Source organism: Brevundimonas intermedia (genome assembly GCF_027922165.1).
Classification (GTDB): domain Bacteria; phylum Pseudomonadota; class Alphaproteobacteria; order Caulobacterales; family Caulobacteraceae; genus Brevundimonas; species Brevundimonas intermedia.
In genome coordinates, this window is sequence record NZ_BSFD01000002.1 from 346,488 (window position 1) to 371,848 (window position 25,361).

Below are 25,361 nucleotides of genomic sequence, written 5' to 3' on the forward strand. Positions count from 1 at the left end.
TCAGGGCTCCCGGCGCAGGCGGTGCAGCAACATGGCGCCCTGCAGGGAGGCGACATAGATCACGGTCGAAACAACAGACGCCGGCCAGACCACGGCGAGGATCCACAGCGGCAGCTCCGGCGTCGGCATGCTTCCCAGCAGCCGCATGCCGACGTTGGCGACCAGGCTGTAGGCGATCATGGCCAGCATGATGATCGGAATGACCCGCGTCATCATCCGCCACTGCACAGCGGCGAGCACACCGTAGAGCAGGACCGAAAAGATCGCCCCGAAGCCGACCATAAACGGCCACATCGCCTTCATCACCGCGCGTTGGGTTGCGATCTGGTCCGAGGACAGGTTCATACGGGCATATTCGTCATTCATCGCCGTCTCGAACCAACCGGACGTGAACATCCACCAGGTCGGGACCAGACTCACGACCAGGGCGATCCCCAGGCCGACGACCATGGCCCGCGCGGACCGCTGCGCCTCCGCCATTCCCCTCGGCAGAATCAGCGGGTTCATCGCCCTGAGCCAGAGATCGATCGTGGAACGCGTCATAAAGCCATCCTGAGTTTCGCGGCGCGAACCTAGCCCCGATCGCTCGGAACTTACAGCGCTCGACCTTCACCTTTGGCGCGGTGACGGCTAGGGTCCGCCGATGCGGATTCTGACCACGGACCAGGCCGTCCTCGACCACGTCGCCGCGCGACGCGAGGCGATCATCGGCCGCACCATCGACTGGGCCAATATCAACTCCGGCAGCCGCAACGCCGCCGGACTGAACACCGTGCTGGACGCGCTGGAGGCCGAGGCGAAGACCCTGCCCGCCGTCGTCGAACGCATCCCGACCCAGCGCTCGACCACCGTCGCCGACGACGGCTCGGTGCGGACCGAAGCCCACGCCGACGCCCTAAAGATCACAGCTCGTCCTGAAGCGCCGATCCAGGTCGTCCTGACCGGCCACTACGACACCGTCTTCCCCGCCGACAGCCGCTTCCAGACCGTGACGCCCCGTGCTGACGGCGCGCTGAACGGCCCTGGCGTCGCTGACATGAAGGGCGGGATCAGCGTGCTGCTGGCGGCGCTCGACGCCTTCGAAACCCATCCCGACCGGCACGGCGTCGGCTGGACCGTCCTGCTCAGCCCCGACGAAGAAATCGGCTCGCCCGCCTCGGCCCCGCTACTGGCCGAACTGGGCGCGCGGGGGCATGTGGGCCTGACCTATGAACCGGCCCTGGCGGACGGCACCCTAGCCGGGGCGCGCAAGGGCAGCGGCAACTATCATCTGATCGTGACGGGCAGGGCCGCCCACGCCGGCCGCGCCTTCGACGAAGGCCGCAACGCCATAGCCGGGGCCGCCATCATCGCCGCCGCCCTGCACGGGCTGAACGGCCAAAGGGACGGCGTCACAGTGAACGTAGCCAAGATTTCCGGCGGCGGCGCACTGAACGTCGTCGCCGACAACGCCGTGGTCCGCTTCAATGTCCGCGTCCCGGACAAGGCCGCCGCCGACTGGATCGACGCTTCGGTTCGGGCCATCGCAGGCGCGCCGCCGTTCGAGGGTCTGACCCTGGATCTACACGGCGGCTTCACCCGCGCACCCAAGCCGATGGACGCCGCCCAGACCGCCCTGTTCGAAGCGGTGAAACAAGCCGGCGCCCTGCTGGGCCAGCCCATCGCCTGGAAGCCGTCGGGCGGCGTCTGCGAAGGCAATAATCTGCACGCCGCCGGCCTGCCCAATATCGACACCCTGGGCGTCCGGGGCGGCGAGATCCATTCGGACCAGGAGTTCGCCTGGCCCGACAGCTTCGTCGAACGCGCCCAGCTCAGCGCTCTCCTTCTGTGCAAGATCGCCTCGGGCGAGATCGACGCGGCCAAACTCAAAGCCCTGCGGATGGAAACCCTCTGAATGCTTGTCATCCGTCCCGCCGGTCCTGCCGATCTCGACTATCTGCTGGAGCTGGCCATCCTGTCCGGTCCCGGCTTCACCAGCCTTCCTGAAGACCCCGACGCCCTGGCTGACCGGCTTGAACTCAGCCAGGCCAGCTTCCGCGGCGAGGTCGCCTGGCAGGAGGCCTGGTACACCCTGATGCTCGAGGACGGCGACACCGGCGACATCGACGGCGTCGGCTCGGTCAAGGCGACCGTGGGTCTGAAACGGCCCTTCTTCTCGTTCCGCGTCGTCAACAACACGGCGTCCTCGCCGTCCTTGGGGGTCAAGCTGGACCACCAGACCCTGGTGCTGGTCAACGAATGCACCGGCTGGACCGAGGTCGGCTCGCTGTTCCTCAAGGCCGACCGGCGCAAGGGCGGCGCGGGTCGCCTGCTCAGCCAGTCGCGCTATATGCTGATCGGCGCCCAGCCCGAACTCTTCGCCGAGAATGTGCTGGCTGAGTTGCGCGGGGTCTTCACCCCCGACGGCGCATGCCCCTTCTGGGACCATGTCGCGCACAAGTTTTTCCCCATGGAGTTCGACGACGCCGACCGGATGAGCGGCTCGACCGACAAGCAGTTCATCCTCGACCTGGCGCCCCGCCACCCCATCTATACCGAGCTTCTTCCCGAGCCGGCCCGCGCCGTGATCGGCAAGGTCCATCCCCAGGGCGTACCCGCCATGGCCTTGCTGGAGAGCGAGGGCTTCCGCCCCAACGGTCTGGTCGACATCTTCGACGCCGGCCCCACAGTCTCGTGCGGGCGGGACAATATCCGCACCGTCCGCGACGCCCGCCGCCTGACAGTCGAGTTGGTCGATACAGTCCAGGCCGAACTGCCGGCCCTGATCTCGACCGACAGAATCGCCGCCTTCCGCGCCGTCCGCGCCAAGGCCGACATCGAAGGCGACATCGCCCGCCTGACCGCCGAAACCGCCGCCGCGCTGAAGATCAAGACCGGCGCCATCGTCCGCGTGAAATCATGACCCTGTTCAAATCCACCGATCCCGCCACCGAAGCGACCAACTGGGAGGGCGAGGCCGCCAGTCCTGTCCAGGTCCAGGCCGCCGTTGACGCCGCCCGCGCCGCCTTCCCCGCCTGGGCCGACGCCCCACGCGCAGACCGCATCGACGCCGTCAAACGTTATCAGGCCGTGCTGAAGGACCGCGCGCCCCAGATCGCCGAGGCCATCGCCCGCGAAACCGGAAAACCGCTGTGGGAGACGAAGACCGAAGCGGCCGCCATGATCGGCAAGGTGGACATCTCCATCCGCGCCTATGACGAGCGCACCGGCGAGCGCACCAGCGACACCGCCTTCGGCCGCGCGACCCTGCGTCACCGTCCGCATGGCGTGGCGGCGGTGCTGGGTCCGTTCAACTTCCCCGGCCATCTGCCCAACGGCCATATCGTCCCGGCTCTGCTGGCGGGCGATACCGTCGTGTTCAAGCCGTCGGAGGAGACGCCCCTGGTCGGCCAGGTCATGGCCGAGGCCTTTGCCGCCGCCGACCTGCCGACCGGCGTGGTCAATGTCGTCCAGGGCGGCCGCGAGACCGGCGCGGCCCTGCTGGACGCCGGGATCGACGCCCTGATGTTCACCGGCTCGGGCGCGGCCGGCGCGCATTTCCGCCGCAAGTTCGCCGACGATCCTCACGTCATCCTGGCGCTGGAGCTGGGCGGCAACAATCCTCTGGTCGTCTGGGACGCCGCCGACGCTCAGGCCGTAGCGGGCATCGCGGTGCAGTCCGCCTTCATCACCACCGGCCAGCGCTGTTCCTGCGCCCGTCGCCTGATCGTGCCGGAAGGGCCTCAGGGCGACGCCATCATCGAAGCCATCGCCGCCCTGTCCGACCGGCTGGTGTTCGGTCCTTGGGACAGCGATCCCGAACCCTATGCTGGACCGCTAATCTCCGCCCGCGCGGCGGAAGCGGCGCTGAAAGCGCTGCAGGAACGGATCGACGCCGGAGCCAAGGTCATCCGCCCCTCGGGTCCCGTCGCCAACCTGCCGGGCGCCTTCGTCAAACCCGCCATCATCGACGTAACCGGGATCGACGTCCCGGACGAGGAGATGTTCGCCCCCTTCCTGTCGGTCGTCCGCGTCCCAAGTTTCGACGCTGCGATCCAGGCGGCGAACGCCACCCGCTACGGCCTGTCCGCCGGTCTGGTCAGCGACGATCCGGCGAACTGGGACCACTTCATACGCCGCATCCGCGCGGGCGTGGTCAACTTCAACCGCCCGACCACCGGCGCCGCCGGCGACATGCCATTCGGCGGCCTGGGCGCCAGCGGCAACCACCGGCCCAGCGCCTACTACGCCGCCGACTACTGCGCCTATCCGGTCGCCAGCTTCGAGGCCGACGCGGTCGCGAACATCGAAGGCGAGATCAAAGGGCTGCAATGATCCACGCTGTCGAAGCCAATGCCGACGGCCTGATCGGGCCAACGCACTCCTACGCCGGTCTGTCGCCGGGCAATCTGGCCTCCAGCCTGAACAGGGGCGAGGCGTCGAAGCCGCGCGCCGCGGTGTTGCAGGGGCTCGACAAGATGAAGACCCTGGCGGACCTGGGCCTGCCCCAGTTCGTCCTGCCCCCGCACGAGCGGCCGAACATCCCCTTCCTGCGGACGCTCGGTTTCACCGGCTCGGACGCCCAGGTGCTGGAGCGGGCCTGGAAGGACGCGCCCTCCTTCGCCGCCGCCGCCTGCTCAGCCTCGCCCATGTGGGCCGCCAACGCCGCGACCGTGACGCCCAGCGCCGACGCCGCCGACGGGCGGGTGCATTTCACCCCCGCCAATCTGCTCACCAATCTGCACCGGTCGCTGGAACACCAGCAGACGAAACGGGCCCTGGACGCCCTCTTCCCCGATGCCGACCGGTTCGCCGTTCATGACGCCCTGCCCTCCGTCGCCCATCTGGCCGACGAAGGCGCCGCCAACCATGTGCGCCTGTGCGCCGACCACGGGGCGCGGGGCGTCAATCTGCTGGTCTGGGGCCGCGAGGCGTTCGAGTCCTGGGACGGTCCCTATCCCGCCCGTCAAACGCGCGAGGCGTCGCAGGCCGTGGGTCGTCGCCATAGCGCAAGCGGCGTCGTTCTGGCCCAACAGTCGAAGGCCGCCATCGCCGGCGGAACCTTCCACAACGACGTGGTCTGCGTCGGGGCGCTGGAGACCCTGTTCTTCCATGACCTGGCGTTCGAGGACACGGCCGGGACCCAGGACGCCATCCGACGCGCAGCCGAAGGCCTGTTCGACCCGATCTTCGTCGAGGTCTCGTCAGCCGACCTGCCCCTGGCCGACGCCATCAGCAGCTATCTGTTCAACTCCATGCTGATCCAGATTCCGGGCGAGGACCGCCTGACCCTGATCTGCCCGACCGAGACCCGCGACAACCCGCGCAGCCATGCGGTGGCGCAATCCCTGGCCACCTCCAACGGCCCCATCGGCCAGGTCCGTTACGTCGATGTGCGCCAGTCGATGCGCAACGGCGGCGGTCCGGCCTGCCTGCGCCTGCGAGTCGTCCTGAACGAAGCGGAACTCGCCGCGGCCAACCCGGCCATGCGCTTGACCGACGCTCTACACGCCGAACTCTCGGCCTGGGCTGACCGCTGGTACCGCGACGAACTGCGGCCTGCCGACCTGGCCGACCCGGCCTTGCTGGACGAAAGCCGGGGCGCCCTGGACGCACTGACCAAGATCCTGAACCTGGGCGGCGGCTTCTATCCGTTCCAGCGAATCTAGGCCGCGAACCGGCCGCCCTTGGCCGCATAGGACTGGGTGCCGCGCGTGAAGACGTGATCGGTCGACAGAACGGTCTCGATCGGCAGGTCGGCCTGGCCTTTCAGGGCGGCGTAGACAGGGCCGAAGTCTTTCAGCGTCTCGTCCTTCAGCGCCTCCAGGCTGTCGATGACGAAATAGACCTGCTGGAAGTCATCGATCCGGTACAGGGTCCGCATCACCCGCTCCAGGTCGAAGCCCAGGCGGTTCGGCGACGCGTCTTCCAGGGCGAAGACGCTCTCGGTCGCTGACGAGACGATGCCCGCGCCATAGATGCGCAGGCCGTCAGCCTCCTTCATCAGGCCGAACTCGACCGTGTACCAGTAGAGCCGGGCCAGGTTCGGCAACATGCCCAGGCCGGCGGCCCGCTGCCCGCCCTTGCCATAGGCCTCCATATAGGCGGCGAAGTCGGGGTCGGTCAGCATGGGGACATGGCCGAAGACGTCGTGGAAGATGTCGGGTTCCTGGAGATAGTCCAGCTGGTCCGGTCTTCTAATGAACTGCCCCGAGACGAAACGGCGGTTGGCCAGATGGTCGAAGAAGACCTCGTCCGGCACCAGGCCCGGCACGCAGACGACGGTCCAACCGGTCAGGGCCTGAAGCTTGGGATTGATGACTTCGAAGTCGGGAATGCCGCCGGCGTTGAGGTCCAGCGAATCCAGGCCGCGCAGGAAGGCGTCGCAGGCGCGGCCGGGCAGGATCTTCATCTGGCGGGCGTAGAGCGTATCCCAGGTCTGGTGTTCGACCTCAGTATAGGCGGCCCAGTTCTGGGCGATGGTCCAGTCGGCGGCCGCGCCCTCGGGCGGCTGTTCGAAGACGTGTTCGAAGTCGGACATGGGGACGCTCCTCTTTTGCCCCATCCTAACGCCCGGTCTGCGCCCGTTCAAAGGCTTGGTCAGTGAATGGCTTCATGCAGGGGTGCGTGATGGCCTTGAGCATCGACGGTGAACCAGCGCTGGGCGTCGTCGGGCAGGAGGACCGACTGGCCGTCTTCAAGCACGGCTTCGGCGGCATAGGCCACGAAGCCGCCGTCCTCGCCGAGGGCGAAGACGCGGTAGAAGGGTTGGTGCGGCGAGACCGCGCCCGTGTCGATGGCCGGGCCGTGGTAGGCGGGGTCAACGTCCATCACCACGCCCCGGAAGGCGTCGTCGCGGTGGCGGACGATCTGGCCGATGGCGAAACGGGCTGTGTGAACCTGGGTCATGCGATCCTAATACGCTTGGCGCGATGACCCTGATCCACGCAGGCCTGTTCATCTTCCTGACAGAATGGCTTGGCGCGGACGATCTTGGCGGGCTAGGTTGATCGGGACGGGCGCCGCTTTGGACCGCCCACATCGGAATGACGGCCCATGCCGGAGACCCACGGCGCGCCCAGGAGGCGCGACGAGCGGTCCCAGCCTTCCCGCGAGCGGGATGCGTCGGGTCGGGATGCGCCCCTGTATGGCGCGCTCGATCTGGGGACCAATAATTGCCGGCTGCTGATCGCCAGACCCTCACGGGACGGCTTTCGGGTGGTCGACAGCTTCAGCCGCATCGTGCGGCTGGGCGAAGGCTTGTCTCGCACAGGCCGGCTGGACCCCCGCGCCATGGACCGGGCCTATGACGCCCTGGCCCTGTGCGCCGACCGGATCGTCAGGAAGGGCGTCGACTCGGTCCGACTGAGCGCGGTCGCCACACAGGCCTGCCGGGCGGCCGAGAACGGGGCGGAGTTCATTGATCGGGTGCGCAAAGGCACTGGGCTGAGGCTGCGGATCATCGATCCGGCGGAAGAGGCGCGGCTGGCGGTCGAGGGCTGTCTGAACCTGATCGACCCCAGGGCCGAAGGGGTGGTGATCATCGACGTGGGCGGAGGGTCGACCGAACTGTCCTGGCTGAAGCGCGAGGGGTCGGACTGGAAGACTACCGGCTGGATGTCGGCGGCCCTGGGGGTCGTCACCCTGGCGGAACGGCACCCGGAGCCGGAGGGCGCGGGCGAAGACTGGTACGAGGCCATGGTCGCCGATATGGGCGCGGCCCTGGCGGGCGGCGGGATCGAGGATCCCGCCATGCTGGACCTGCTGCGGCGGGACCGGGCGCATCTGATCGGGACGTCCGGCGCGATCACCAGTCTGGCGGGCATCCACCTGAACCTGCCCCGCTACAATCGCGACCGGGTCGATGGGCTGTGGATGACGCGCGGCGACTGCGAGGCGGCGGCGGAACGGCTGAAGGCCCTGGGGCCGGAAGGGCGGGCCAAGGAGGCCTGTATCGGGCCGGACCGGGCCGATCTGGTCCTGGCCGGGGCGGCGATCCTGGAGGCTATTCAGCGGGCCTGGCCGTCAGAGCGGGTCCGTGTGGCCGACCGGGGCCTGAGGGAAGGCCTGCTGCTACAGCAGATGCGGGAGGACAAGAAGCCGCCCAAACGGCGCAGGCGCCGTCGAGGTCGAGGCAAAGGCCCGGCTCAGGCCTGAGGGTCAGCCCGGCGTCGCCATCCGCACGGGCACGTCGATGTCGCAGACCGAGAAGTCGGCGCCCTTGGCCTGGCGCGCCCCATCGATCAGTGTACGGAAAGTTTGCGAGGCCGTGTTCAGCATCTGCACCGCCGGACGTTCGGCGGCGGGCAGGTCGGAGGCCAGGCGGACGCGGGTCATACGGTCGGGATCGGCGACGATGCCGCTGGGCTCGGGGCTGGCCTTCAGGGCGCGCACGACCTCCAGCCCCACGACCACGCGGCCCCAGACCGTGTAGCGCTTGTCCAGGGCCGGATAGGCCTGGCGCATCAGGAAGAACTGGCTGTTGGCGGTGTCATTGCCCTCGTCCCGCGCCATGCCGGCGACGCCCGGGCAATAGAGGCCCCAGCCGTGGACCTTGCGGTCGGTCGTGCCGGCCATCAGGGCGTCGGGCTGGGTCTGGACCGGAACCGAATGATAGAAGCCGACCAGGGCCCCGGCCGGCGCGGCGGCGGGGGTGAAGGCCATGTCCGGTCCGCGTCGGAAGGTGAACTCGGCCTTCAGGTCGGGATACCAGCTCTGGCCGTCGCCGGTGCCCAGAGGATCGCCGGTCTGGGCCATGAACCAGTCGATGACCCGGTGCCAGGCCAGGTTGTCGTAGAAGCCGCGCGAGGCCAGCAGCTTGATCCGCTCGACATGGGCGGGGGCGATTTCGGGGGCCAGCTCGACCAGGATCCGCCCCTTGGTCGTGTCGATGACCAGCAGATTGTCGGGGGCCACGGCCCGCCATTCGCTCGGGCCGGGCGGGGGCGGCGGCACAGCCGCCTGCTGCGCCACGACGGGACCGGACACCAGAGCGGTCAGTCCCGCCGCGATCAGTGCGTTTCGAACAATCATAGCCCCTGCCCCCTTGCCGATATCTAACCGCCGACGACCTCGGCCACCGGCTGGACGTCGCAGATGCTGAAGCCGCCGCCGCGCGCCGTGCGGGTCGCGGCGATACGCTCGGCGAAGGCGGCGCTGGCGGGATTCAGAACCCGCACCGTGGGACGTTCGCCTTCCGGCAGGGCCGAGGCCATGCGAACCCGCGTCATGACGTCGGGGTTGGCCACCTTGCCGTCGTCGGCGTCCGAGCCCTTGTTCAGCTTGTTCACCACGTCCAGGCCGGAGACCACGCGGCCGAAGGCGGTGTAGACGCCGTTCAACTGGTCCCGGTCGCCCATCATCAGGAAGAACTGGCTGTTGGCGCTGTCCGGCGCGCCGGCGCGGGCCATACCCAGGACGCCGGGGCAGAACAGGCCGTGCGCGCCGACCTTGAAGTCAGCGGTGATCATCATCTGGGCGTCGGGCTGGGTCTCGACGGGCAGGACGCCGACCAGGCCGCGCACGCCCTGACCGGCGTTCGGCACGACGACGAAGCCGGCGTCGCGGCCGCGACGGAAGTTGAACTCGGCCTTCAGGTCGGGCAGTTCGCTGCCGCCCTCGCCCGTGCCCTGGGGGTCGCCGGTCTGGGCCATGAAGTCGGGGATGACGCGGTGGAACTTCAGCCCGTCATAGAAGCCCTGGTTGGCCAGGATGCGGATGCGTTCGGCGTGGGCGGGCGCGGCCACCGGGGTCAGCTCGACCAGAATTCGGCCCTTCGGGGTGTCGATGACCAGCAGGTTCTCGGGCGCGACCGTGCGCCAGTCCGCAGCGGGAGCCTGAACCGGGGCTTGGGCCGGGGCCTGAGCTTGGGCTACAGCCGGAGCCTGGGTCGCAACCGACGCCAGAAGAGCGGCGGCGGCGGCCGCGATCACACCAAGACGCATTGACGCACTCATCCTCTGTTCTTGACCTTGTCCCGTACGCGCGCGGCGATGGCGGGGCTGACGAAACTGTCGATCGCGCCGTCCAGACGGGCGATTTCCTTGACCAACCGCGAGGCGATGGCCTGATGCCGGGGATCGGCCATCAGGAATACCGTCTCGATGTCCTGATTGAGGCGCTGGTTCATGGCCGTCATCTGAAACTCGTATTCGAAATCGGCGACCGCGCGCAAACCGCGAATGATGACATTAGCGTTCAGCTCTTCCGCGAAATGCATCAGCAGGGTCGAGAAGGGCTGGACCACGATGTCGCCGCCCAGACCCGCGACCTCCGCCTGCAGCATCTCGACCCGCTCGACCGTGGTGAACAACGGCCCCTTGTCGTCGTTCTGAGCCACGCCGATGACCACGCGGTCCACCAGCTTCAGCGCCCGCTTGATGATGTCGGTGTGACCGTTGGTCACTGGATCGAAGGTGCCCGGATAGAGTCCGATGCGCATGGCGTGTCTCCCCAGCCTGTCGCCCGCTGTTCGGGTGACTTAGCAGGTGCGAAAGGTTCGGCCTAGCAGCCGGTTGGCGTAGTGACGTGTCGTAAAAACAGGGTGACAAGGCGCCAAAAGCGCCAAAGCAGGCGGGTAAGACGGCGGGGCGGATTTTGGCGTCACATTGGTCATTGAGCAACCTTACACCCGCCGTAAACCCAGGCGCGCCGATTGCTGAATCTGCTAACAACGGATTTGATTTTACTGGATTTTTCTTGACGAATTAGGCGTGCTGGACTGTCAAAGGCAGCGGATCATTGGCGGCCCAGGCGGTTTCGATCGCCGTCATCACGGTCGGATCAACGGCGAAAACCGTGTCGTCAACGGCCGTGATGGGACAGGCCGGCGTGGCGCTGTTGCAAAGGAAAGCGCCATCGAAGCCTGCGATTTCCGAAAGATGCACCGGGCGGGTCTGCGACGATAGGCCCAGGCCGGCTAAGCCTCGCTCGATCAGGACTTGGGTGACGCCCGCCAGCATCGGCGCCTGGGGCCAGATGATGCGGTCACCCTGGATGAAGCCGATATTCCAGGTCACGCCCTCGGACACATGGCCCTGATCATCGACGAACAGGGCGTCGTCGAAGCCCGCCGCGCGCACGGTGCGGCGGGAGCGCGTGGCGCCGAAGGTGGCGACATGTTTCAGGTGCGCCGGCTCGCGTTCGTAATTGACGGCCGTCACCCGCATTTGGGCGGCCAACGGCGGCGGGGGCGGCGAGACGACGGTCATCACCTTGGGCCGCCCGACGAAGGACGGGTTGCGATGGCCGATCTCGGGCGAGAACAGGCTGACCCGCATCCAGGCCTTGTCCCGTCCCTCGACAGCGCGCGCCAATAGACGCCGGAACTCGGCCTCGCCGGGGCTTTCGCCGAACAGTTCGACGGCGGCCAGGTCCAGACGGGCGAGATGCAGGTCGAGGCCCCGGACGGCGCCGTTCTCGACGCGAAATGAGGTGTAGGCGCCGTAGTTGACCAGGGCCTGGTGGGCCAGGTCGTCAGGGGTGGCGGGGAGGCCGTCGATCAGGATTTCAGACGTCATGGCCGCTCCCCTCTTTCTTCCCTTCTCCCCTTGCGGGAGAAGGTGGCCCGAAGGGCCGGATGAGGGGTCCGCCGGTGGGCCAGTTCGCACCACCGCGCCCCTCACCCTTTCGCGCAAGGACAACGGCTTCGCCGCCGTGCGCTCAAGCCCTCTCCCGCTGGGAGAGGGTGTGAACTCAGTCCTCGCCGCCCTCTTCACTCGCGACGTCCGCCTCATCCGAACCGCCGCTTTCCGGCAGGCGTTCGACCGAGACGACCTTTTCGTCCTTGCCGGTGCGGAAGATGGTGACGCCCTGGCTGGAGCGGCCGACGATGCGGACCTGATCAATGCGAGTGCGGATCATCTGACCGCCCGAGGTGACCAGCAGCAGGTCGTCGGTTTCCTCGACCGGGAAGGCCGCCGCCAGGCGCGTGCCTGCACGACCGCCCAGGCCGTGGGCCGTAAGGCCCTGCCCGCCGCGGCCGGTGCGGCGATACTCATAGGCCGAGGATCGCTTGCCGAAGCCGGTCTCGGTGACCGTCAGGATGAACTGTTCGGCGGCGCCCAGTTCGGCGATCCGTTCGACCGTCAGGGCGGCGTCCGCGACCTCGTCCTCGGCTTCAGCCGGAGCCGCGACATCCTCTTCCGCCTCCGCGCCGGCCAGGGCCTTGCGCATGGCGTTGGCGTGTTTGACGTAGGCCGAACGTTCCTCCGGCGTCGCATCGACGCGGCCCAGGATGGCCATGGAGATGACCTCGTCGCCGTCTTGCAGGCGCACGCCCCGGACGCCGGTCGAATCCCGGCCCTTGAACACGCGCACGTCATCGGCCTTGAACCGGATCGCCCGGCCCAGCGCCGTGGTCAGCAGCACGTCGTCATCGGCGGTGCACAGGCCGACGCCGACCATGCGGTCGTCGCCTTCCAGCTTCATGGCGATCTTGCCGGCGCGGTTGACCGTGGCGAAGTCCGACAGCTTGTTGCGGCGCACGTCGCCCGAGCTGGTGGCGAACATGATGTCATAGTCGCCCCAGGTCGTCTCGTCCTCGGGCAGGGGCAGGACGTTCATGATGCTGTCGCCCGGCTCGATGGGCAGCAGGTTGACGAAGGCCTTGCCGCGCGACTGCGGATTGCCCAGCGGCAGGCGCCAGGTCTTCAGCTTGTAGGCCTTGCCGTTAGTGGCGAAGAACAGGACCGGGGTGTGGGTCGAGGCGCTGAACACGCCGGTGATGGCGTCCTCGTCCTTCATCGACATGCCCGAACGGCCCTTGCCACCGCGATGCTGGGTCCGATAGGCGTTCAGGGCGACGCGCTTGACGTAGCCGCCGTGGGTGACGGTGACGACCATGTCCTCGCGCGGGATCAGGTCCTCGTCCTCCATCTCGCCGTCGCCTTCCCCGATCAGGGTGCGACGCGGCACGGCGAACTTGGCCTTTACGTCGATTAGGTCTTCGCGAATGATGGCCAGGACGTTCTTGCGGTCCGACAGGATGGTCAGGTGGCCCTGGATGGTGTCGGCCAGGCCGTTCGCCTCGCCGAAGATGTCGTCACGGCCCAGGCCGGTCAGGCGCGACAGGGTGAGGGCCAGGATGGCGCGGGCCTGTTCGTCGGTCAGTTGCAGGCTGTCGCCGTTGATGACGACGCTGCGGGGGTCGGCGATCAGCTCGACCAGGGCCATCATGTCGCCGACCGGCCAGGGCTTGGCCTGCAGGCGTTCGCGCGCCTCGGTCGGATCGGCCGAGGAGCGGATGATGTGGATGACCTCGTCGATATTGGCGACGGCGACGGCCAGACCGACCAGGACGTGGCCGCGGTCGCGCGCCTTGTTCAGCTCGAACTTGACGCGGCGAACGACGACTTCCTCGCGGAAGTCGAGGAAGATCTGCAGCAGGTCGCGCAGGCCCATCTGCTCGGGCCGGCCGTGGTTCAGCGCCAACATATTGACGCCGAACGAGCTCTGCATCGCCGTATAGCGCCACAGCTGGTTCAGGATGACGTCGCCCGAGGCGTCGCGCTTCAGCTCGATGACGATCCGCATGCCCTGGCGGTCGGATTCGTCGCGGACGTCGGAGATGCCTTCCAGACGCTTTTCGCGCACCATTTCGGCGATGCGTTCGATCAGGGTCTGTTTGTTGACCTGGAACGGCAGTTCGGTGACGACGATGGCTTCGCGATCCTTGCGGATCTCTTCGACCGAGGCGCGACCGCGCACGATGACCGAGCCGCGACCGTCGCGCAGGGCGTTGCGCGGCGCGGTGCGGCCCATGATCTCGCCGCCGGTCGGGAAGTCGGGACCGGGCACGATGTCCAGCAGGGCGTCGTCGGTGACGTTGGGATCGTCCAGCAGGGCCAGGGCCGCATCGACGACCTCGCCCAGATTATGCGGCGGGATATTGGTCGCCATGCCGACGGCGATGCCGCCCGCGCCATTGACCAGCAGGTTCGGAATCCGCGCCGGCAGGACGACGGGCTCCAGCTCCTTCTCGTCGTAGTTGGGCTGGAAATCGACGGTGTCCTTGTCGATGTCGGCCATCAGGGCGACGGCGGCCGGGGCCATCTTGGCCTCGGTGTAACGCATCGAGGCGGGCATATCGCCATCGACCGAGCCGAAGTTCCCCTGGCCGTCGACCAGCATCAGACCCATCGAGAAGGGCTGAGCCATCCGCACCAGGGCCATATAGACCGAGGCGTCGCCGTGGGGGTGGAACCGGCCCAGCACGTCGCCGACGACGCGGGCGCATTTCGAATAGCTGCGCTCGGGCGTCATGTTCAGGTCGTGCATCGAATACAGGATGCGACGGTGAACCGGCTTGAGGCCGTCACGGGCGTCAGGCAGGGCGCGCGAAACGATCACGCTCATGGCGTAGTCGAGGTACGAACGCTTCAGTTCGTCCTCGATCGTGATCGTGGAAATGTCGGAGCCGCCGCCTCCCGGAACGATCGGAGTTGCGGCGTTTTCGTAGCTGTCGTCGGTCAAGGAAGCGTGGCTTTATGCGGCCGGAATCGGAACGTGATCCGCTGTGACGATTTCTAGCATTCCAGGGCCTCGGTGGCAAAGCGACGTCGCCATGAAAGCCCGTCTCTGAAAGGACTTTTCTTATGCGCGCCAACCGCCTCGCCGCCGCCCTCCTCCTCGCCTCCCCCCTGGCCCTGATCGGGGCCTGCGCTTCGACCGCCGACGCGGCCCAGATGCAGGCCGAACGGGCGCCCGTCGGCGCCACCGGACAGGCCGTTCTGATCAACGCCCAGGGCGCCAATATCGGCCGGGTCGATCTGCGTCAGGGGCCGACCGGCCTGGTGATCAAGGTCGAGGCCTCGGGCCTGACGCCCGGGTGGCACGGCATCCACATCCATGCGACCGGCGAATGCGCCGCGCCCTTCACCTCGTCCGGCGCCCATATCAACCACGGCGAACCCAAGGCGCCGCACGGCCTGCTGAACGCGGCGGGGCCGGACGACGGCGACCTGCCGAACGTCTATGCCGGCGCCGACGGCAAGGTGAATGCCGAACTGTTCACCACCCGCGCGCGGATTTCCTCGGAAGGGCCGGGCCAGTGGCTGTGGGACGCCGACGGGTCGGCGATCATCATCCACGCCAATCCCGACGACCACTCGAGCCAGCCCATCGGCGGCGCCGGCGACCGGGTGGCCTGCGCGGCGTTGAGCGCGAGCTGACGCCTCACTCCCTCCGTCATCCTCGGGCTTAACCCGAGGATCGGACGCCGGTCGGGCTGTGCGTCGCCCCTTATGCAATGCGGCTGAACCTCCGGTCCTCGGGTCAAGGCCGAGGATGACGGAGGTGTGGCGTCACCGGCCCTTGTCGGCCAACAACCGCTCGATCATTTCAGTCTGTTCCTGCTGGCGGGCGGTCAAGTGCTCCACCTTCTCCAGCAGGGCCATGATCTCGATCTCGGCCTTCAGATTGACCTGGTAGTCGTTGCCGGCGTCCAGCCGGTCCTTCGTCGCCTGACGGTTCTGGCTCATCATGATGATGGGGGCTTGGGCGGCGGCCACCATGGACAGCATCAGGTTCAGGAAGATGAAGGGATAGGGGTCGAAGGCCTGACGGCCCAGGATCAGGTTGAGAACCGTCCAAACCCCGAGGAATGCCGCAAAGGCGATCAGGAAGGTCCAGGATCCGCCGAAGCTCGCCACGCGGTCTGCCAGCCGGTCGCCGAAGCTCTGGCGGTCGTCGAAAGTCTCGTTGATGTCGCGCGACACCGGCCGGCGCGCGGCGGCGCTGTCGACCACCTGCCGTTCGTCGGCGTCCAACTCAGCATGGCCGCGGCCCAGCCAGCGGCGGGACAGATGATCGGGGTCGAGGGGGGTGTGCATGGCCGGCTCCGGAAACTGCGGCCCTAGATCAAGCCTTGGCGGCGCCCGCGCGCAAGCCCCGTTCGGCCAGGGCGACCAAGGCCACCCCGCCCATGGTGATGGCCGAGCCGGTCAGGATCTGTGGCGTCAGCACGTCCCCCATCAGGCCCCAGCCGATCAGCATCGACACCACCGGCGTCACCAGCAGATAGGGCGTCACCCGCCCCGCCTCGCGCCGTTGCACCAGCCAGAACAGCAGGGTCGTCGCCAGAACCGACGAGGTGATCCCCGCCCACAGCAGCGCGGCCCAGACCATGGGGCTGGCGGCCTTCACCGCCTCCCACTGCCCATGTTCGAACACGGCCGAGCCGAAAGCCATGACCGGGAAGGCGCCCAGCGCCAGCAGACCCTGCATCTTCAGCGGCGGGATAGAGGTGGTGCGTCGCGCGACGACGGTCGTCACGCCCCAGGCGGCGCCGGCGGCGATGGCGACCAGAATGGCCTTCCAGTCCTGCAAGGCATGGGCGTCCAGCGTCATCCAGGCCACGCCGACGAAGGCCACGCCCATGCCGATCAGGGCGGCCTTGCTGAGCCGCTCGCCCAGGATCAGGAAGGCGAATAGGGTGGTGAAGGGAATCCATAACTGATTGGCCACGGTCACGGGGCTGACGTCGGTCGCCATCCAATAGGCGGTGTAGGCCAAACCGTACTGGATCGGTCCCCCCAAGATGACGATCAGGGTCAGGCTTTTCCAGTCCGGGAAAGGCGGGCGGACGAAGACGAGCAGACAGGCGGTGGCGATCCCGAACCGGATCGCCCCGACCAGCAGGGGCGACAGTTGCTCTGTCGCCAGCTTGGCCCCGGCGTTATTCACCCCCCACACGACGATGATGGCGACGATGGCGGCGATCTCGAGCCCGGTCAGGGCGTGAGGCTTGGCGGGCGGCGCGGCAGGGGGGACGGCGGTCATAGCCGCCCTATCGCACGGCGCGGGCCTGAGCGCCCTTCACATGCCGTGTCCAGGCGTTGCATTGACATGTACAGCCTCCACGCCCAACATGTACATATGACCGAAGTCACCCTGACCGCCCTGCGCAAGGACCTGTTCCGGCTGGTCGACAGCGTGCTGGAAACCGGCGAGCCGCTGGTGATCCGGCGCGGCGGACGGCGGCTGACCCTGGTCGCCGAGGCGGTCGAACGCAAGGTGACGCCCGAAGAACGCTGGGACGCCTATATGGCGCAAGGCGTGCGGGAAGGTTGGGAAGACTGCCCCGACGATATCGACACCAACAAGAGCCATTGGACCTGGGATCCGGACACCAAGTTCGATTTCGGCGACAAGTGACCCATCTCGACACCCAGGTCGCCCTCTGGCTCTACTATCGGCTGGATCGGCAGATCAGCCGCCCGGCGCAGGCGCAGTTGGCGCGGGCCCGCGATTTGCGTTTGTCCCCCTTGGTGTTGGTAGAGATCGAAATCCTGATCGAGATCGGCCGGGTCAAGCTGAAGACGGCCGATCTTCTGCTGCGGGACCTTCAGGACCGGCTCGACCTGTCGCTATCGGACGCATCGACCGCCGCCGTATCCGAGGCCGCCTGCCGTTTCGCCTGGACGCGCGATCCGTTCGACCGGCTGATCGTCGCCAACGCCGTGGTCGACGGTGCGAAGTTGATCACGGCCGACCAGGTGATCCTGCGCCATTTCCACCAGGCGGTCTGGTAGGCTCAGAAAGTCGGCTTGGCGACCATCAGCCAGTAGATGGCCAGGACGCCGGCGAAGGCGGGCCAGCCCAGAGCGAACCACCAGCGGAACAGCCGATGATAGGCGGGGGGAAGCGGCGCCCCCTGCCCGGCCGCCTGTTGGGCCAGTTTCATCATCCGGTACTGGATCCAGACGACCGGCAGCCAGCAGACGCCGACGAACACATACAGACCATAGGCCGCCAGCAGCCACGAACTGGTCAGGGACCAACCCTGCAGATGGATCAGGCCCAGACCGCTGATCGGCTGGACTACCACGGCGCTGGTGGTGAAGACGAAATCGGCCAGGACCACTATGCGGCCGACCTCCGCCACCGTGCGGGCGTCACGCGTGGCGTGGGCGCGCAGCATGAAGAAGGCGATGCCTGCGCCTGTGCCGAACAGCACGGCGCCGGACAGGATGTGGATGATCTTCAGCGCGAAATAGAGGCTCATCGGCGGGCGTCCGTTGCAGCGACGAACAGGCACAGCGCCATCATCGGCAGGACCTTGAGCCACGGGCCCAAGGGGTCGATCCAGTAGTGCGGCAGGCTGAGCGTGCCCGCGATCAGATAGCCGACGGTGGCCAGGCACATGAAGATCGCCACCCGCGCCGTCCACGGTCGCACGAACAGGGCCAGTCCCAGAACCACGTCAAGCAGGGCGCCCCACCCAGCCACCGGTCCGGCCCAGTCGCCGTAGCCGCCCTCGTGCAGGATGGCGACGGCGCCCGCCCATCCCGGCCCGAAACTGATCAGGCCGGTGATCAGCCAGAACAGACCCAGGGTCAGGATCGAAATCGGGCGGACGAACCACAGGCGGGCGTGCCAGACATCCTGGACCGAGGCCGGGGTCTCGGCCAGAAAACGGGTGAAGCCACGCGACGACACGCCCAAACGCTCGGCCCAGCCGCTGTCCTGGCCGGAGACGTCGTGGTCCATCTGGCGCATGGCCGTGGTGCGGATCGGCGAGGACCAGCCCAACCGCCCCAGCAGATCGCCGACCGCCAGGGCCGGAGCGGCCAGGGCGCGCGGGACGCGCGCCACCGGTGCCGGCTTCAAGCCGAGCCAGCCGCGATAGAGGCGCACCGTCTGGGCCAGGGTCACCGCCTCTGGTCCCGGCATGTCCAGGGTCAGACGCGAGGGGGCGTCGGGCCGCAGTGCCGCGACAATGGCGGCGGTCAGGTCGCCCAGGGGGATCGGACGGAAGGTCTGGTCGCCGCCCACCACCGGTGAGAACAGCGGGAAGGCCGCCAGCGCCCGGATCAGGCCCGTGCCGCCGAAGGCCGCCCGGTCCACCACCAGCGACGGCCGCAGGATCAGCCAGTCGAGCGCGCTGTCCTCGACCAGGCGTTCGGTCTGCGCCTTGGTGCGGGCGTAATCGGTGCCGGCCGCTTCATCGGCGCCGACGGCGGAGATGTGGATCAAACGAGACACGCCCGCCGCCTCGCACGCGGCGATCAGGGCGCGGGGGCCGTCGATGTGAGCGGCGCAAGTGCTGTCGCCGCCGCCGTCCTGCAGGACGCCGACGCAGTTCACCACGGCCGACACCCCGTCCAGAAAGGGCGCCCAGGCCTGGGCCGTCGTCAGTTTCGAAAAGTCGGCGGCGATCCAGTCGAAGGACGGGGCGCGACGGGACGGTTCGGCGACACGCCGCGCGCCCGCGCGCACGCGCCAGCCTTCGACGGACAGGGCGGCAGCGACATGGGAGCCGATGAAGCCGTTGGCGCCCAGCACCAGAACCCGTGCGCTCATCCCAGCACTCTATCCTTCAGATCGACGCCCGCCGGAGGAAGGGCGCACCAGGTCGAACCAGGAAACCGCCGACGGCGACACGCCACGAAATCATACAGGCGGTCGCGAATGAACTGCGGGACGATCCGACCGATGATCGCCCACCGATACGGCGCGGGCAGTTGGGCGGCGATGGCCAGAACCGCGTCGGATCGCTCGCGCGCCACCCCGTCCTGGATCAGCAGCATGGTGGAGGGATCTTCGGGGTTCACGCCATAATGCGCGAGCAGCGCCTGTCCCAACGCGGACTGGGTCGGGGCTAGCCGGAACACCCCAGCCCGGTCGGCCTTCAGCATCTTGCGCGCCGAGCCGGAGCAGAGCGCGCAATCACCGTCGAACAGGACCAGGGACCGGTCGTCCGGGAAGGCCGGGACGGCGGGATCCTCACGATAGCTGTAAGGCCCCCGCCCCACGTCGAAATCTTAGAACGGAATGTCGTCGTTCAGATCGTAGCTTTCCTTGGGACCGCTCGGCTTGTTGGCGCCGCCGGTGGAGAAGCCCGAGGAATAGTCGTCGTCGCCGCGACCACCGCCGCCGCCGTAACCGCCGCCTTGCGAGGCGCCGCCTTCCGCGCGGCCGCCCAGCATGGTCAGTTCACCCTTGAAGCGGCTGACCACGATCTCGGTCGAATATTTCTCGACGCCCTGCTGGTCGGTCCATTTGCGGGTCTGGAGCGCGCCCTCGATATAGACGGTCGAGCCCTTCTTCACATAGTTCTCGACCACCTTGACGATGTTGTCGTTGAAGATGACGACCCGGTGCCACTCGGTCTTTTCCTTGCGCTCGCCCGAGGACTTGTCGCGCCAGGTTTCCGAAGTGGCGATCGACAGGTTGGCGATACGGTCGCCGTTCGGCATGGACCGGATTTCGGGATCGCGGCCCAGATTGCCGACCAGAATGACCTTGTTGACGCTGCCCGCCATGGAAACTTCCTTCTCGTAGGGAGCGGCGAGTCCCTCGCCCGCTCCGTAATTCAGCCGGATGTCTTAGAGCCGCCGCCGGTCACCGCCAGCCGCTTTCGACATCAGACCCGCCAAACCGGTGGATTAACAAAATGTTCCACCTTTGTTCACGCCACGCAAGTCTCTTCTGCGATCAGACCGGCGCTCTATTTCGTTTCGGGCGGCGGGGCCGCGATCGCGATCGGACGCCCTGTCTCGTCGCGCTGCATGGCGCCGGGGATGGCCAGACGGCCGTCGCCTGTACGGGCCATGGCGAAGAAGCGGCTGCCGGTCAGGCTCTTGCCGAACTTGACCCCCTCGCGGTCGACAAAGATGAAGCGGCCTTGATAGGCGCCCGCCACCTCCTGGTTCGACCCGCCCATACGCAGGAAGCGCAGACGCATCTCCTCGAGCTGACCGGCGCAAAGTTCGATCTGGGCGACGTTTTCGCCCATCTTCTGCAGGCGCGGCGCCTCGCCGTCCGGCGTGGCGACGAAATAGCAGACGCCGGGTTCGAACTCGAACTTGGGCTGGTTGCTGCACGCCGCCAGAACGGCGGCGGCGGCGATGGCGGAGACAGTGAAGACGCGCATCAGTTCAGACCCGGGAATTGGCAGTTGCGGTCCTGCTCCGCCAGGGTGCGGAAACGGCTGTTGTCGCCCGACTGTTCCACCCGACGCGGCACCAGACGCAGCGTCGTGTCGCCCCAGCGGCCGTACTGGGCGTCGCCGGGACGGACGCAGGTTCCGGCGTACAGGGCCTGGACGCAGGCGTTCAGGCTCATGCCGCTGGACAGGACGCGCCAGTCGGAACCGGAGTGACGCAGGCACTGGGCGCCCGACGGCGCCGGCGCGGGACTGCTGGGCGCGGCCGCGCCCGGTTCGGGGCTCGGCATGGGATCGGCCTCGGCGATCTCAATGGAAGGCAGTTCCGGCGGCGGGGCGAAGGCGGCGGTCGGGGCGGCGGCCAGGGCCCCCGTCTCGTCGATGCCGACATCGAGGGCGTCGGTGGCCAGACCGTTGCGCTGGGCGCAGTCGGCCAGGGTCGCCATGCCGACGAACTGACCGTCGACGAAGCAGCGCAGCTCGCGCGTCGGCTCCAGCGAAGGGGCGTCGGCCAGATCGACCGTCAGCCCGCCCTTGGCGGCGGGCGGGGCCTCGGGCGTCTTGTCGCCGCCGCCGGTGAAGATCAGGGCCAGCACCACGGCGGCGATGATCACCAGACCTGCGCCGATGGCGATGATGACGCGATTGTCGTTCGGAAGGGCCATAGGGGGCTTTCGCAACTGAGGCGCCCAATAACCCGGAACCGGCGCCGGGCGTCAACCGCCTAGCCGCACGCACCCGACGTCACGCCGCCGATCAGGCCGTGAGACGGGTCAGGGCGGCCTGGAAATTGGCGAGTTGGGTCTGCTGATAGGCGGTTGAAGACCCGTTGCCCGTCTGGGTGTTGGTGATCGTGCCGGTGGTCGGGGCCAGGGACTTGTAGGCCGAGCGAATGGCCGTAAACGCGCCGGCTATGCCCTCGATGGCCGCCTTGATCCCGGCCGGGTCGTTCAGGTTCAGCTTGTTCGACAGGTTCAGGCCAAAGGTCTTGGGCGCGTCCTTGTCCGCCGTCGTCGGACCGATGAAGCCAGGACTCAAGCCCAGGGCTCCCAAGGCGTCCTTGCCGACGGCGCCGGACGATATGATCGCCCCTTCGCGGTTCGCCGCTGTGGAGATCTGCAGCCGCTGGGTTACGGGCACGGTCTTGAGGTCGGTCACGACCTTGGCGTCCAGCTGACGGCCCGAGGCGGTGACGATCTTCTTGGCCAGGGTCTCCAGCGTATCCTTGGCGTCGATGGTCACGGTCACGGCCCGTCCGCCGCCGACGGGGGAAATGCTGAACTGATCGCCGACCCGCGCCGCCGTGCTGATGGTCAGCAGTTTGGAGTCCGCCTGCATGATCTCGCCCTGGGGCAGGCCCAGCCGATCCAGAACGCTGGCGCCGCCCGAGGCGATGCTGAGGCTGGTGGGTTTGGCCTGGTCGTCGGCGGCGCGCCAGGTCTGGTTCTTCTCGACCGCGCCGGTCGCCAGGTCGATGCGGGCCAGATAGCCCTGGGTCGGGTCTTCCTTGACCGCGCCCGCGGCCCGGCTCGTACCCGTGATCCAGACCTTGCCGTCCTTGATCTCGACATCGGCGGCGGTGTCGTCCCCCGCCCCGCCGAAATAGGTCAGCCGGTCGGCGCCCGAGGCCTGAAGATCGGCCGACAGGCTGGCGACGAAGACGTCCTTGCCGCCCGCATGGGCGTTGGTCACCGTGCCGATATCCAGGGCCGTATTGTCGGTGTGGCCGGTCACGACGATCTTGCCGTTCTCGACGGAAATTCCCGCGACCTCCCCGCTGGCGAAGCCCAGGTCGCGGGTCGAGGCCAGGGTCGGAACGCCCGAGGCGTCCAGGGTGAAGCGGCGCACGATCATCTGACCGTTCTCGACGCCGGCTGTGTAGAGGTCCGACCCGGACACGGTCATGGCCTGGACCGAGTCATCGCCGGCCGTGCCGAACTGCAGGGTCGAGACGTTCACCCCCGTTTCCGGCCCGGTGACCGTAAGCTGCTTCTCCTCAAAGGTCTGGAGATAGGAATCCCAGCCGCCCAGGGCCGCGGTTCCCGGAAGGGCGGACTTGGACCGGCCGGCCACATAGACCACGCCGTCCGCGCCGAAACTGACCTCGGTCGCCTCGTCGGCCGCCTTGGCCCCGCGACGCTGGGTCCACAGTTCCTTGCCGGTGCTGTCGAACAGGGTGACGAAACTGTCCGCGGTCGTCGCGCTGTCGCCGCTCTTGCCAGGCTCGAGCGCGCCCGTGACGGAACCGGCCAGGGCCACCCGGCCGTCGTCGTCGATGGCGATTGAGAAGCCGTTGGCGGTGGAGGCGGCGCCCAGAAGCTTGGTCTGCACCAGATTGCCGGCGGAATCATATTTCATCAGGGCGACGTCGCGCGCGCCCTTGATCGGCTGATTGGCGTCGCCGGATTTCAGATCCGCCACGACCCAGACCGAACCGTCCGGCGCGACTGCGCTGGCGCGGACCGTCTCGACGCCGTCCGGGAGATTGGTCAGGCCCGCGCGGCCCTCGACCCAGAAGGGATCGTCGACGCCCTGCTGAGCCGCGGGCGCGGCGCCGCCCTCGGCCTGAAACTTCAGCAGCTGGCCGGCGCCGGCCTTTCCCGCGCCCTGGGTGACATAGACGGCGTCAGAGGTGTCGGTCGCCGCGAAACTGACCGTCTCGCCCGAACCGCCTGTGATCTTAAGGGCCCACTGGTCGGGCCCGGCCGGCAGGGTGATGGTCTTTTCGCCGGATTTGATCGTCTTGGGCTCGCCGGGGATGTACTGGGTGCCGACGCGGGTGGCGACGCCTGCCGCCTCGAGCTTGCCGTTCATATAGTTGACGACATTGACCATCGACCTTTCGGTCGCGCCCATCTCGGACAGGTCCATGGCGACGGTCTGGGTTCCGGTCGCGGTCTTGGCGGTCATGGAGAATTTGACGTCGCCGTCAAAGGCCGCGACGGGCGTGGTGGCCAGGCCGGTGTGGACCGGCTGGGTCGTGAAGGTGGTGGGGGCCCGTTCCTGGGCGTAGCCGGTCTTGACGGTCGTTTGCGACACGCCCTGCACCAGGCGGACATCCTCGAAGTCGGCGGTCTTCAGATAGGCCGAGATTTCGGCCAGACCCTCGCTGAAGCGTTTGGACACCTGAGCGGCTTCCGCCGACGTCAGGCCTTTGACGCCCGCCCGGTCGGCCAGGGCGCTGAGACTGGTAAGCCCCTCGTAGACGGCGAACATCTTGCGATAGTCGCTGGACGCGCCCGACAGGTCCAGTTGGACCGCGCCCTCGTTGACGATCCGCCGTCCCGCGAGGGCCGCCCGCACCAGGTCGCTGGCCTTGGGCGCCGAGGCGATTTCGGTCGAGGCCCAGGGCGCGGTGGGTTGGGTTTTTCTTGTCGTGGAGCCAGACGTGGTCGAGCCGATCAGCGACGTCGTGTCCGTCGTGATCCCGTAGAGACCCAGCAGATAGCTGTTGTTGATCATCTCACATGGCTCCGGCGGCTAAGATGCAGCGGAGCCCGATAACGAAGTCTTAAGCTGCGGTATCAGTTCTGAAACAGCGACAGGATCATCTGCGGCGCCTGGTTGGCGATCGACAGAGCCTGAACGCCCAGCTGCTGCTGCACCTGAAGCGCTTGAAGGCGGGCGCTTTCCTTGGCCAGGTCCGCATCGACCAGATTGCCGATCCCCGCTTCCAGCGAGTCGGACAGCTTGCCGACATAGGTGGTGTGGCGTTCGATCTGCTTGGCCTGGGCGCCCAGTTCGGACAGACGCGAACTGGCGACGGCGATGGCGTCATCGACCCGCTGCAGGGCGAACTTGGCCTTTTCCTGCGTCAGCAGGTCCGGCGCGGCGTTCAGCAGGGTTTCGTCTTCGGGCGTGCCCGCATTATTGGTCCAGGCGTCGATCGCCGGCGTCGCCGTATTCGAATCGTAAGAGTTGGCCGCCAAGCCAAGACCCACGAGCGTCAGATTCTGACGCTTCATCGCGATGGTTTCATTGCCGTCCGCGCTGGCCAGGAAGGTCAGGTCGGTCGTGGCGGTTCCGTCCAGGATATTGGCGCCGTCGAAGATCGCATTGTCCGCGAACGACTGGATCGAGCTCAGAAGAGACTGGAATTCCTGGTTGTAGGAGGCGCGGGTCGCCGCGCTCTGGCTTGGGTCGGCGGCCGCGGTGGCCTTCTGCTTCAGCTCAAGCAGAATGTCCGATATCTGTTCGCCCGCCGCCAGGGACACGTCGGCGATCGAGGTCGCGCGGTTCAGGCTGGTGGTGACGGCTTCCAGCGAGCCCTTGTCCGCGCGCTGCCCCTGGGCGACGGCCCAGACGGCGGCGTTGTCCTTGGCGCCCTGCACCTTCAGGCCCGTATTCACCCGGCTCTGCGTCGACGCCAACTGCTCGTTGGTGCGATTCAGGTTCTGCAGGGCGATCATCGCCGAGGTGTTGGTGTGGATACTGGTGGTCATGGCTTCAAGCCCCGGACGTTCTGTTCCCTGCAGGATTAACCATGAATCGTGAG

Annotated in this window: 26 protein-coding genes; 8 read left to right on the forward strand and 18 right to left on the reverse strand. The window is 67.6% G+C overall.

The genetic code is table 11. The features are described from left to right. Complete coding sequence (locus PKE72_RS04305) at positions 1 to 543, reverse strand: hypothetical protein (protein WP_271164154.1); 543 nt, start codon at positions 541 to 543, stop codon at positions 1 to 3. A gap of 100 nt (positions 544 to 643) precedes the next feature. Between PKE72_RS04305 and PKE72_RS04310 the strand changes: the two genes are divergently transcribed. Genes PKE72_RS04310 through astB form a run of 4 tightly spaced genes read left to right on the forward strand, consistent with a single transcriptional unit; the run spans position 644 to position 5,648 of the window. After that, entirely contained in the window at positions 644 to 1,894 is a 1,251-nt protein-coding gene (locus tag PKE72_RS04310) for a hydrolase (protein ID WP_271164155.1), read from the forward strand. Further along, positions 1,895 to 2,902: an arginine N-succinyltransferase gene (gene astA, locus PKE72_RS04315; RefSeq protein ID WP_271164156.1), complete on the forward strand. Its 1,008-nt coding sequence runs from the start codon at positions 1,895 to 1,897 to the stop codon at positions 2,900 to 2,902. Further along, positions 2,899 to 4,314 carry a succinylglutamate-semialdehyde dehydrogenase gene (gene astD / locus PKE72_RS04320; RefSeq protein ID WP_271164157.1) on the forward strand — a complete coding sequence of 472 codons (1,416 nt, stop codon included), beginning with the start codon at positions 2,899 to 2,901 and terminating at the stop codon, positions 4,312 to 4,314. Before astA ends, astD begins: the two co-directional genes overlap by 4 nt. Next, positions 4,311 to 5,648, forward strand: coding sequence for an N-succinylarginine dihydrolase (gene astB, locus PKE72_RS04325; protein WP_271164158.1), 1,338 nt, complete (start codon positions 4,311 to 4,313; stop codon positions 5,646 to 5,648). The genes astD and astB overlap by 4 nt, the downstream gene beginning before the upstream one ends. Here astB and phhA read toward each other — a convergent pair. Next, positions 5,645 to 6,520 carry a phenylalanine 4-monooxygenase gene (gene phhA / locus PKE72_RS04330; protein ID WP_271164159.1) on the reverse strand — a complete coding sequence of 292 codons (876 nt, stop codon included), beginning with the start codon at positions 6,518 to 6,520 and terminating at the stop codon, positions 5,645 to 5,647. The genes astB and phhA overlap by 4 nt on opposite strands. Before the next feature lie 59 nt (positions 6,521 to 6,579). Continuing rightward, a complete protein-coding gene (hspQ, locus tag PKE72_RS04335) occupies positions 6,580 to 6,888 on the reverse strand; it encodes a heat shock protein HspQ (RefSeq protein ID WP_271164160.1) in 309 nt (102 codons plus the stop codon). Positions 6,889 to 7,035: 147 nt separating this feature from the next. On the opposite strand from hspQ, the gene PKE72_RS04340 reads away from it, so the two are divergent. After that, positions 7,036 to 8,136 (forward strand): Ppx/GppA phosphatase family protein, encoded by a 1,101-nt coding sequence (locus PKE72_RS04340; protein ID WP_271164161.1) that lies wholly within the window; start codon positions 7,036 to 7,038, stop codon positions 8,134 to 8,136. Between the two features lie 3 nt (positions 8,137 to 8,139). On the opposite strand, the gene PKE72_RS04345 is transcribed toward PKE72_RS04340, so the two are convergent. The 5 genes from PKE72_RS04345 to gyrA all read right to left on the reverse strand — a co-directional run bounded on the left by PKE72_RS04345 (position 8,140) and on the right by gyrA (position 14,451). Beyond that, positions 8,140 to 9,012 carry a peptidylprolyl isomerase gene (locus tag PKE72_RS04345; RefSeq protein ID WP_271164162.1) on the reverse strand — a complete coding sequence of 291 codons (873 nt, stop codon included), beginning with the start codon at positions 9,010 to 9,012 and terminating at the stop codon, positions 8,140 to 8,142. Positions 9,013 to 9,035: 23 nt separating this feature from the next. Beyond that, positions 9,036 to 9,923: a peptidylprolyl isomerase gene (locus tag PKE72_RS04350; protein ID WP_271164163.1), complete on the reverse strand. Its 888-nt coding sequence runs from the start codon at positions 9,921 to 9,923 to the stop codon at positions 9,036 to 9,038. Positions 9,924 to 9,931: 8 nt separating this feature from the next. Further along, positions 9,932 to 10,420: a pantetheine-phosphate adenylyltransferase gene (coaD, locus tag PKE72_RS04355; RefSeq protein ID WP_271164164.1), complete on the reverse strand. Its 489-nt coding sequence runs from the start codon at positions 10,418 to 10,420 to the stop codon at positions 9,932 to 9,934. A 265-nt stretch (positions 10,421 to 10,685) separates the two neighbouring features. After that, positions 10,686 to 11,498 (reverse strand): aminotransferase class IV, encoded by an 813-nt coding sequence (locus PKE72_RS04360; RefSeq protein ID WP_271164165.1) that lies wholly within the window; start codon positions 11,496 to 11,498, stop codon positions 10,686 to 10,688. 175 nt (positions 11,499 to 11,673) lie between these two features. Further along, the gene (gyrA, locus tag PKE72_RS04365; RefSeq protein WP_271164166.1) at positions 11,674 to 14,451 is read right to left on the reverse strand and encodes a DNA gyrase subunit A; all 2,778 of its coding nucleotides are present in this window, start codon (positions 14,449 to 14,451) and stop codon (positions 11,674 to 11,676) included. Between the two features lie 122 nt (positions 14,452 to 14,573). Here gyrA and PKE72_RS04370 point away from each other — a divergent pair, with 122 nt between their 5' ends. Further along, a complete protein-coding gene (locus PKE72_RS04370; RefSeq protein WP_271164167.1) occupies positions 14,574 to 15,149 on the forward strand; it encodes a superoxide dismutase family protein in 576 nt (191 codons plus the stop codon). A gap of 132 nt (positions 15,150 to 15,281) precedes the next feature. On the opposite strand, the gene PKE72_RS04375 is transcribed toward PKE72_RS04370, so the two are convergent. Continuing rightward, a complete protein-coding gene (locus tag PKE72_RS04375; RefSeq protein WP_271164168.1) occupies positions 15,282 to 15,809 on the reverse strand; it encodes a DUF1003 domain-containing protein in 528 nt (175 codons plus the stop codon). Positions 15,810 to 15,837: 28 nt separating this feature from the next. After that, the gene (locus PKE72_RS04380; protein ID WP_271164169.1) at positions 15,838 to 16,758 is read right to left on the reverse strand and encodes a DMT family transporter; all 921 of its coding nucleotides are present in this window, start codon (positions 16,756 to 16,758) and stop codon (positions 15,838 to 15,840) included. Between the two features lie 96 nt (positions 16,759 to 16,854). Between PKE72_RS04380 and PKE72_RS04385 the strand changes: the two genes are divergently transcribed. Together PKE72_RS04385 and PKE72_RS04390 are read left to right on the forward strand one after the other, a co-directional pair. Continuing rightward, on the forward strand, positions 16,855 to 17,133 hold the full coding sequence (locus tag PKE72_RS04385) for a type II toxin-antitoxin system Phd/YefM family antitoxin (protein ID WP_271164170.1): 279 nt from the start codon (positions 16,855 to 16,857) through the stop codon (positions 17,131 to 17,133). Next, the gene (locus PKE72_RS04390; protein WP_271164171.1) at positions 17,130 to 17,510 is read left to right on the forward strand and encodes a type II toxin-antitoxin system VapC family toxin; all 381 of its coding nucleotides are present in this window, start codon (positions 17,130 to 17,132) and stop codon (positions 17,508 to 17,510) included. Before PKE72_RS04385 ends, PKE72_RS04390 begins: the two co-directional genes overlap by 4 nt. A 2-nt stretch (positions 17,511 to 17,512) precedes the next feature. Here PKE72_RS04390 and PKE72_RS04395 read toward each other — a convergent pair whose 3' ends face one another. The 8 genes from PKE72_RS04395 to PKE72_RS04430 form a co-directional block, all read right to left on the reverse strand. Beyond that, entirely contained in the window at positions 17,513 to 17,983 is a 471-nt protein-coding gene (locus tag PKE72_RS04395; protein WP_271164172.1) for a DUF2269 family protein, read from the reverse strand. After that, positions 17,980 to 19,281 carry an SDR family oxidoreductase gene (locus PKE72_RS04400; RefSeq protein ID WP_271164173.1) on the reverse strand — a complete coding sequence of 434 codons (1,302 nt, stop codon included), beginning with the start codon at positions 19,279 to 19,281 and terminating at the stop codon, positions 17,980 to 17,982. The genes PKE72_RS04395 and PKE72_RS04400 overlap by 4 nt, the downstream gene beginning before the upstream one ends. Next, a complete protein-coding gene (locus PKE72_RS04405; RefSeq protein ID WP_271164174.1) occupies positions 19,278 to 19,733 on the reverse strand; it encodes a thiol-disulfide oxidoreductase DCC family protein in 456 nt (151 codons plus the stop codon). Before PKE72_RS04405 ends, PKE72_RS04400 begins: the two co-directional genes overlap by 4 nt. A 9-nt stretch (positions 19,734 to 19,742) precedes the next feature. Beyond that, positions 19,743 to 20,243: a single-stranded DNA-binding protein gene (gene ssb / locus PKE72_RS04410; protein ID WP_271164175.1), complete on the reverse strand. Its 501-nt coding sequence runs from the start codon at positions 20,241 to 20,243 to the stop codon at positions 19,743 to 19,745. A 185-nt stretch (positions 20,244 to 20,428) separates the two neighbouring features. Next, positions 20,429 to 20,854, reverse strand: coding sequence for a PDC sensor domain-containing protein (locus PKE72_RS04415; RefSeq protein ID WP_271164176.1), 426 nt, complete (start codon positions 20,852 to 20,854; stop codon positions 20,429 to 20,431). Next, entirely contained in the window at positions 20,854 to 21,531 is a 678-nt protein-coding gene (locus tag PKE72_RS04420) for a hypothetical protein (protein WP_271164177.1), read from the reverse strand. Before PKE72_RS04420 ends, PKE72_RS04415 begins: the two co-directional genes overlap by 1 nt. Before the next feature lie 91 nt (positions 21,532 to 21,622). Continuing rightward, positions 21,623 to 24,328 (reverse strand): transcriptional regulator, encoded by a 2,706-nt coding sequence (locus PKE72_RS04425; RefSeq protein WP_271164178.1) that lies wholly within the window; start codon positions 24,326 to 24,328, stop codon positions 21,623 to 21,625. 62 nt (positions 24,329 to 24,390) lie between these two features. Beyond that, on the reverse strand, positions 24,391 to 25,308 hold the full coding sequence (locus PKE72_RS04430) for a flagellin (RefSeq protein WP_271164179.1): 918 nt from the start codon (positions 25,306 to 25,308) through the stop codon (positions 24,391 to 24,393). Positions 25,309 to 25,361: the final 53 nt, after the last annotated feature.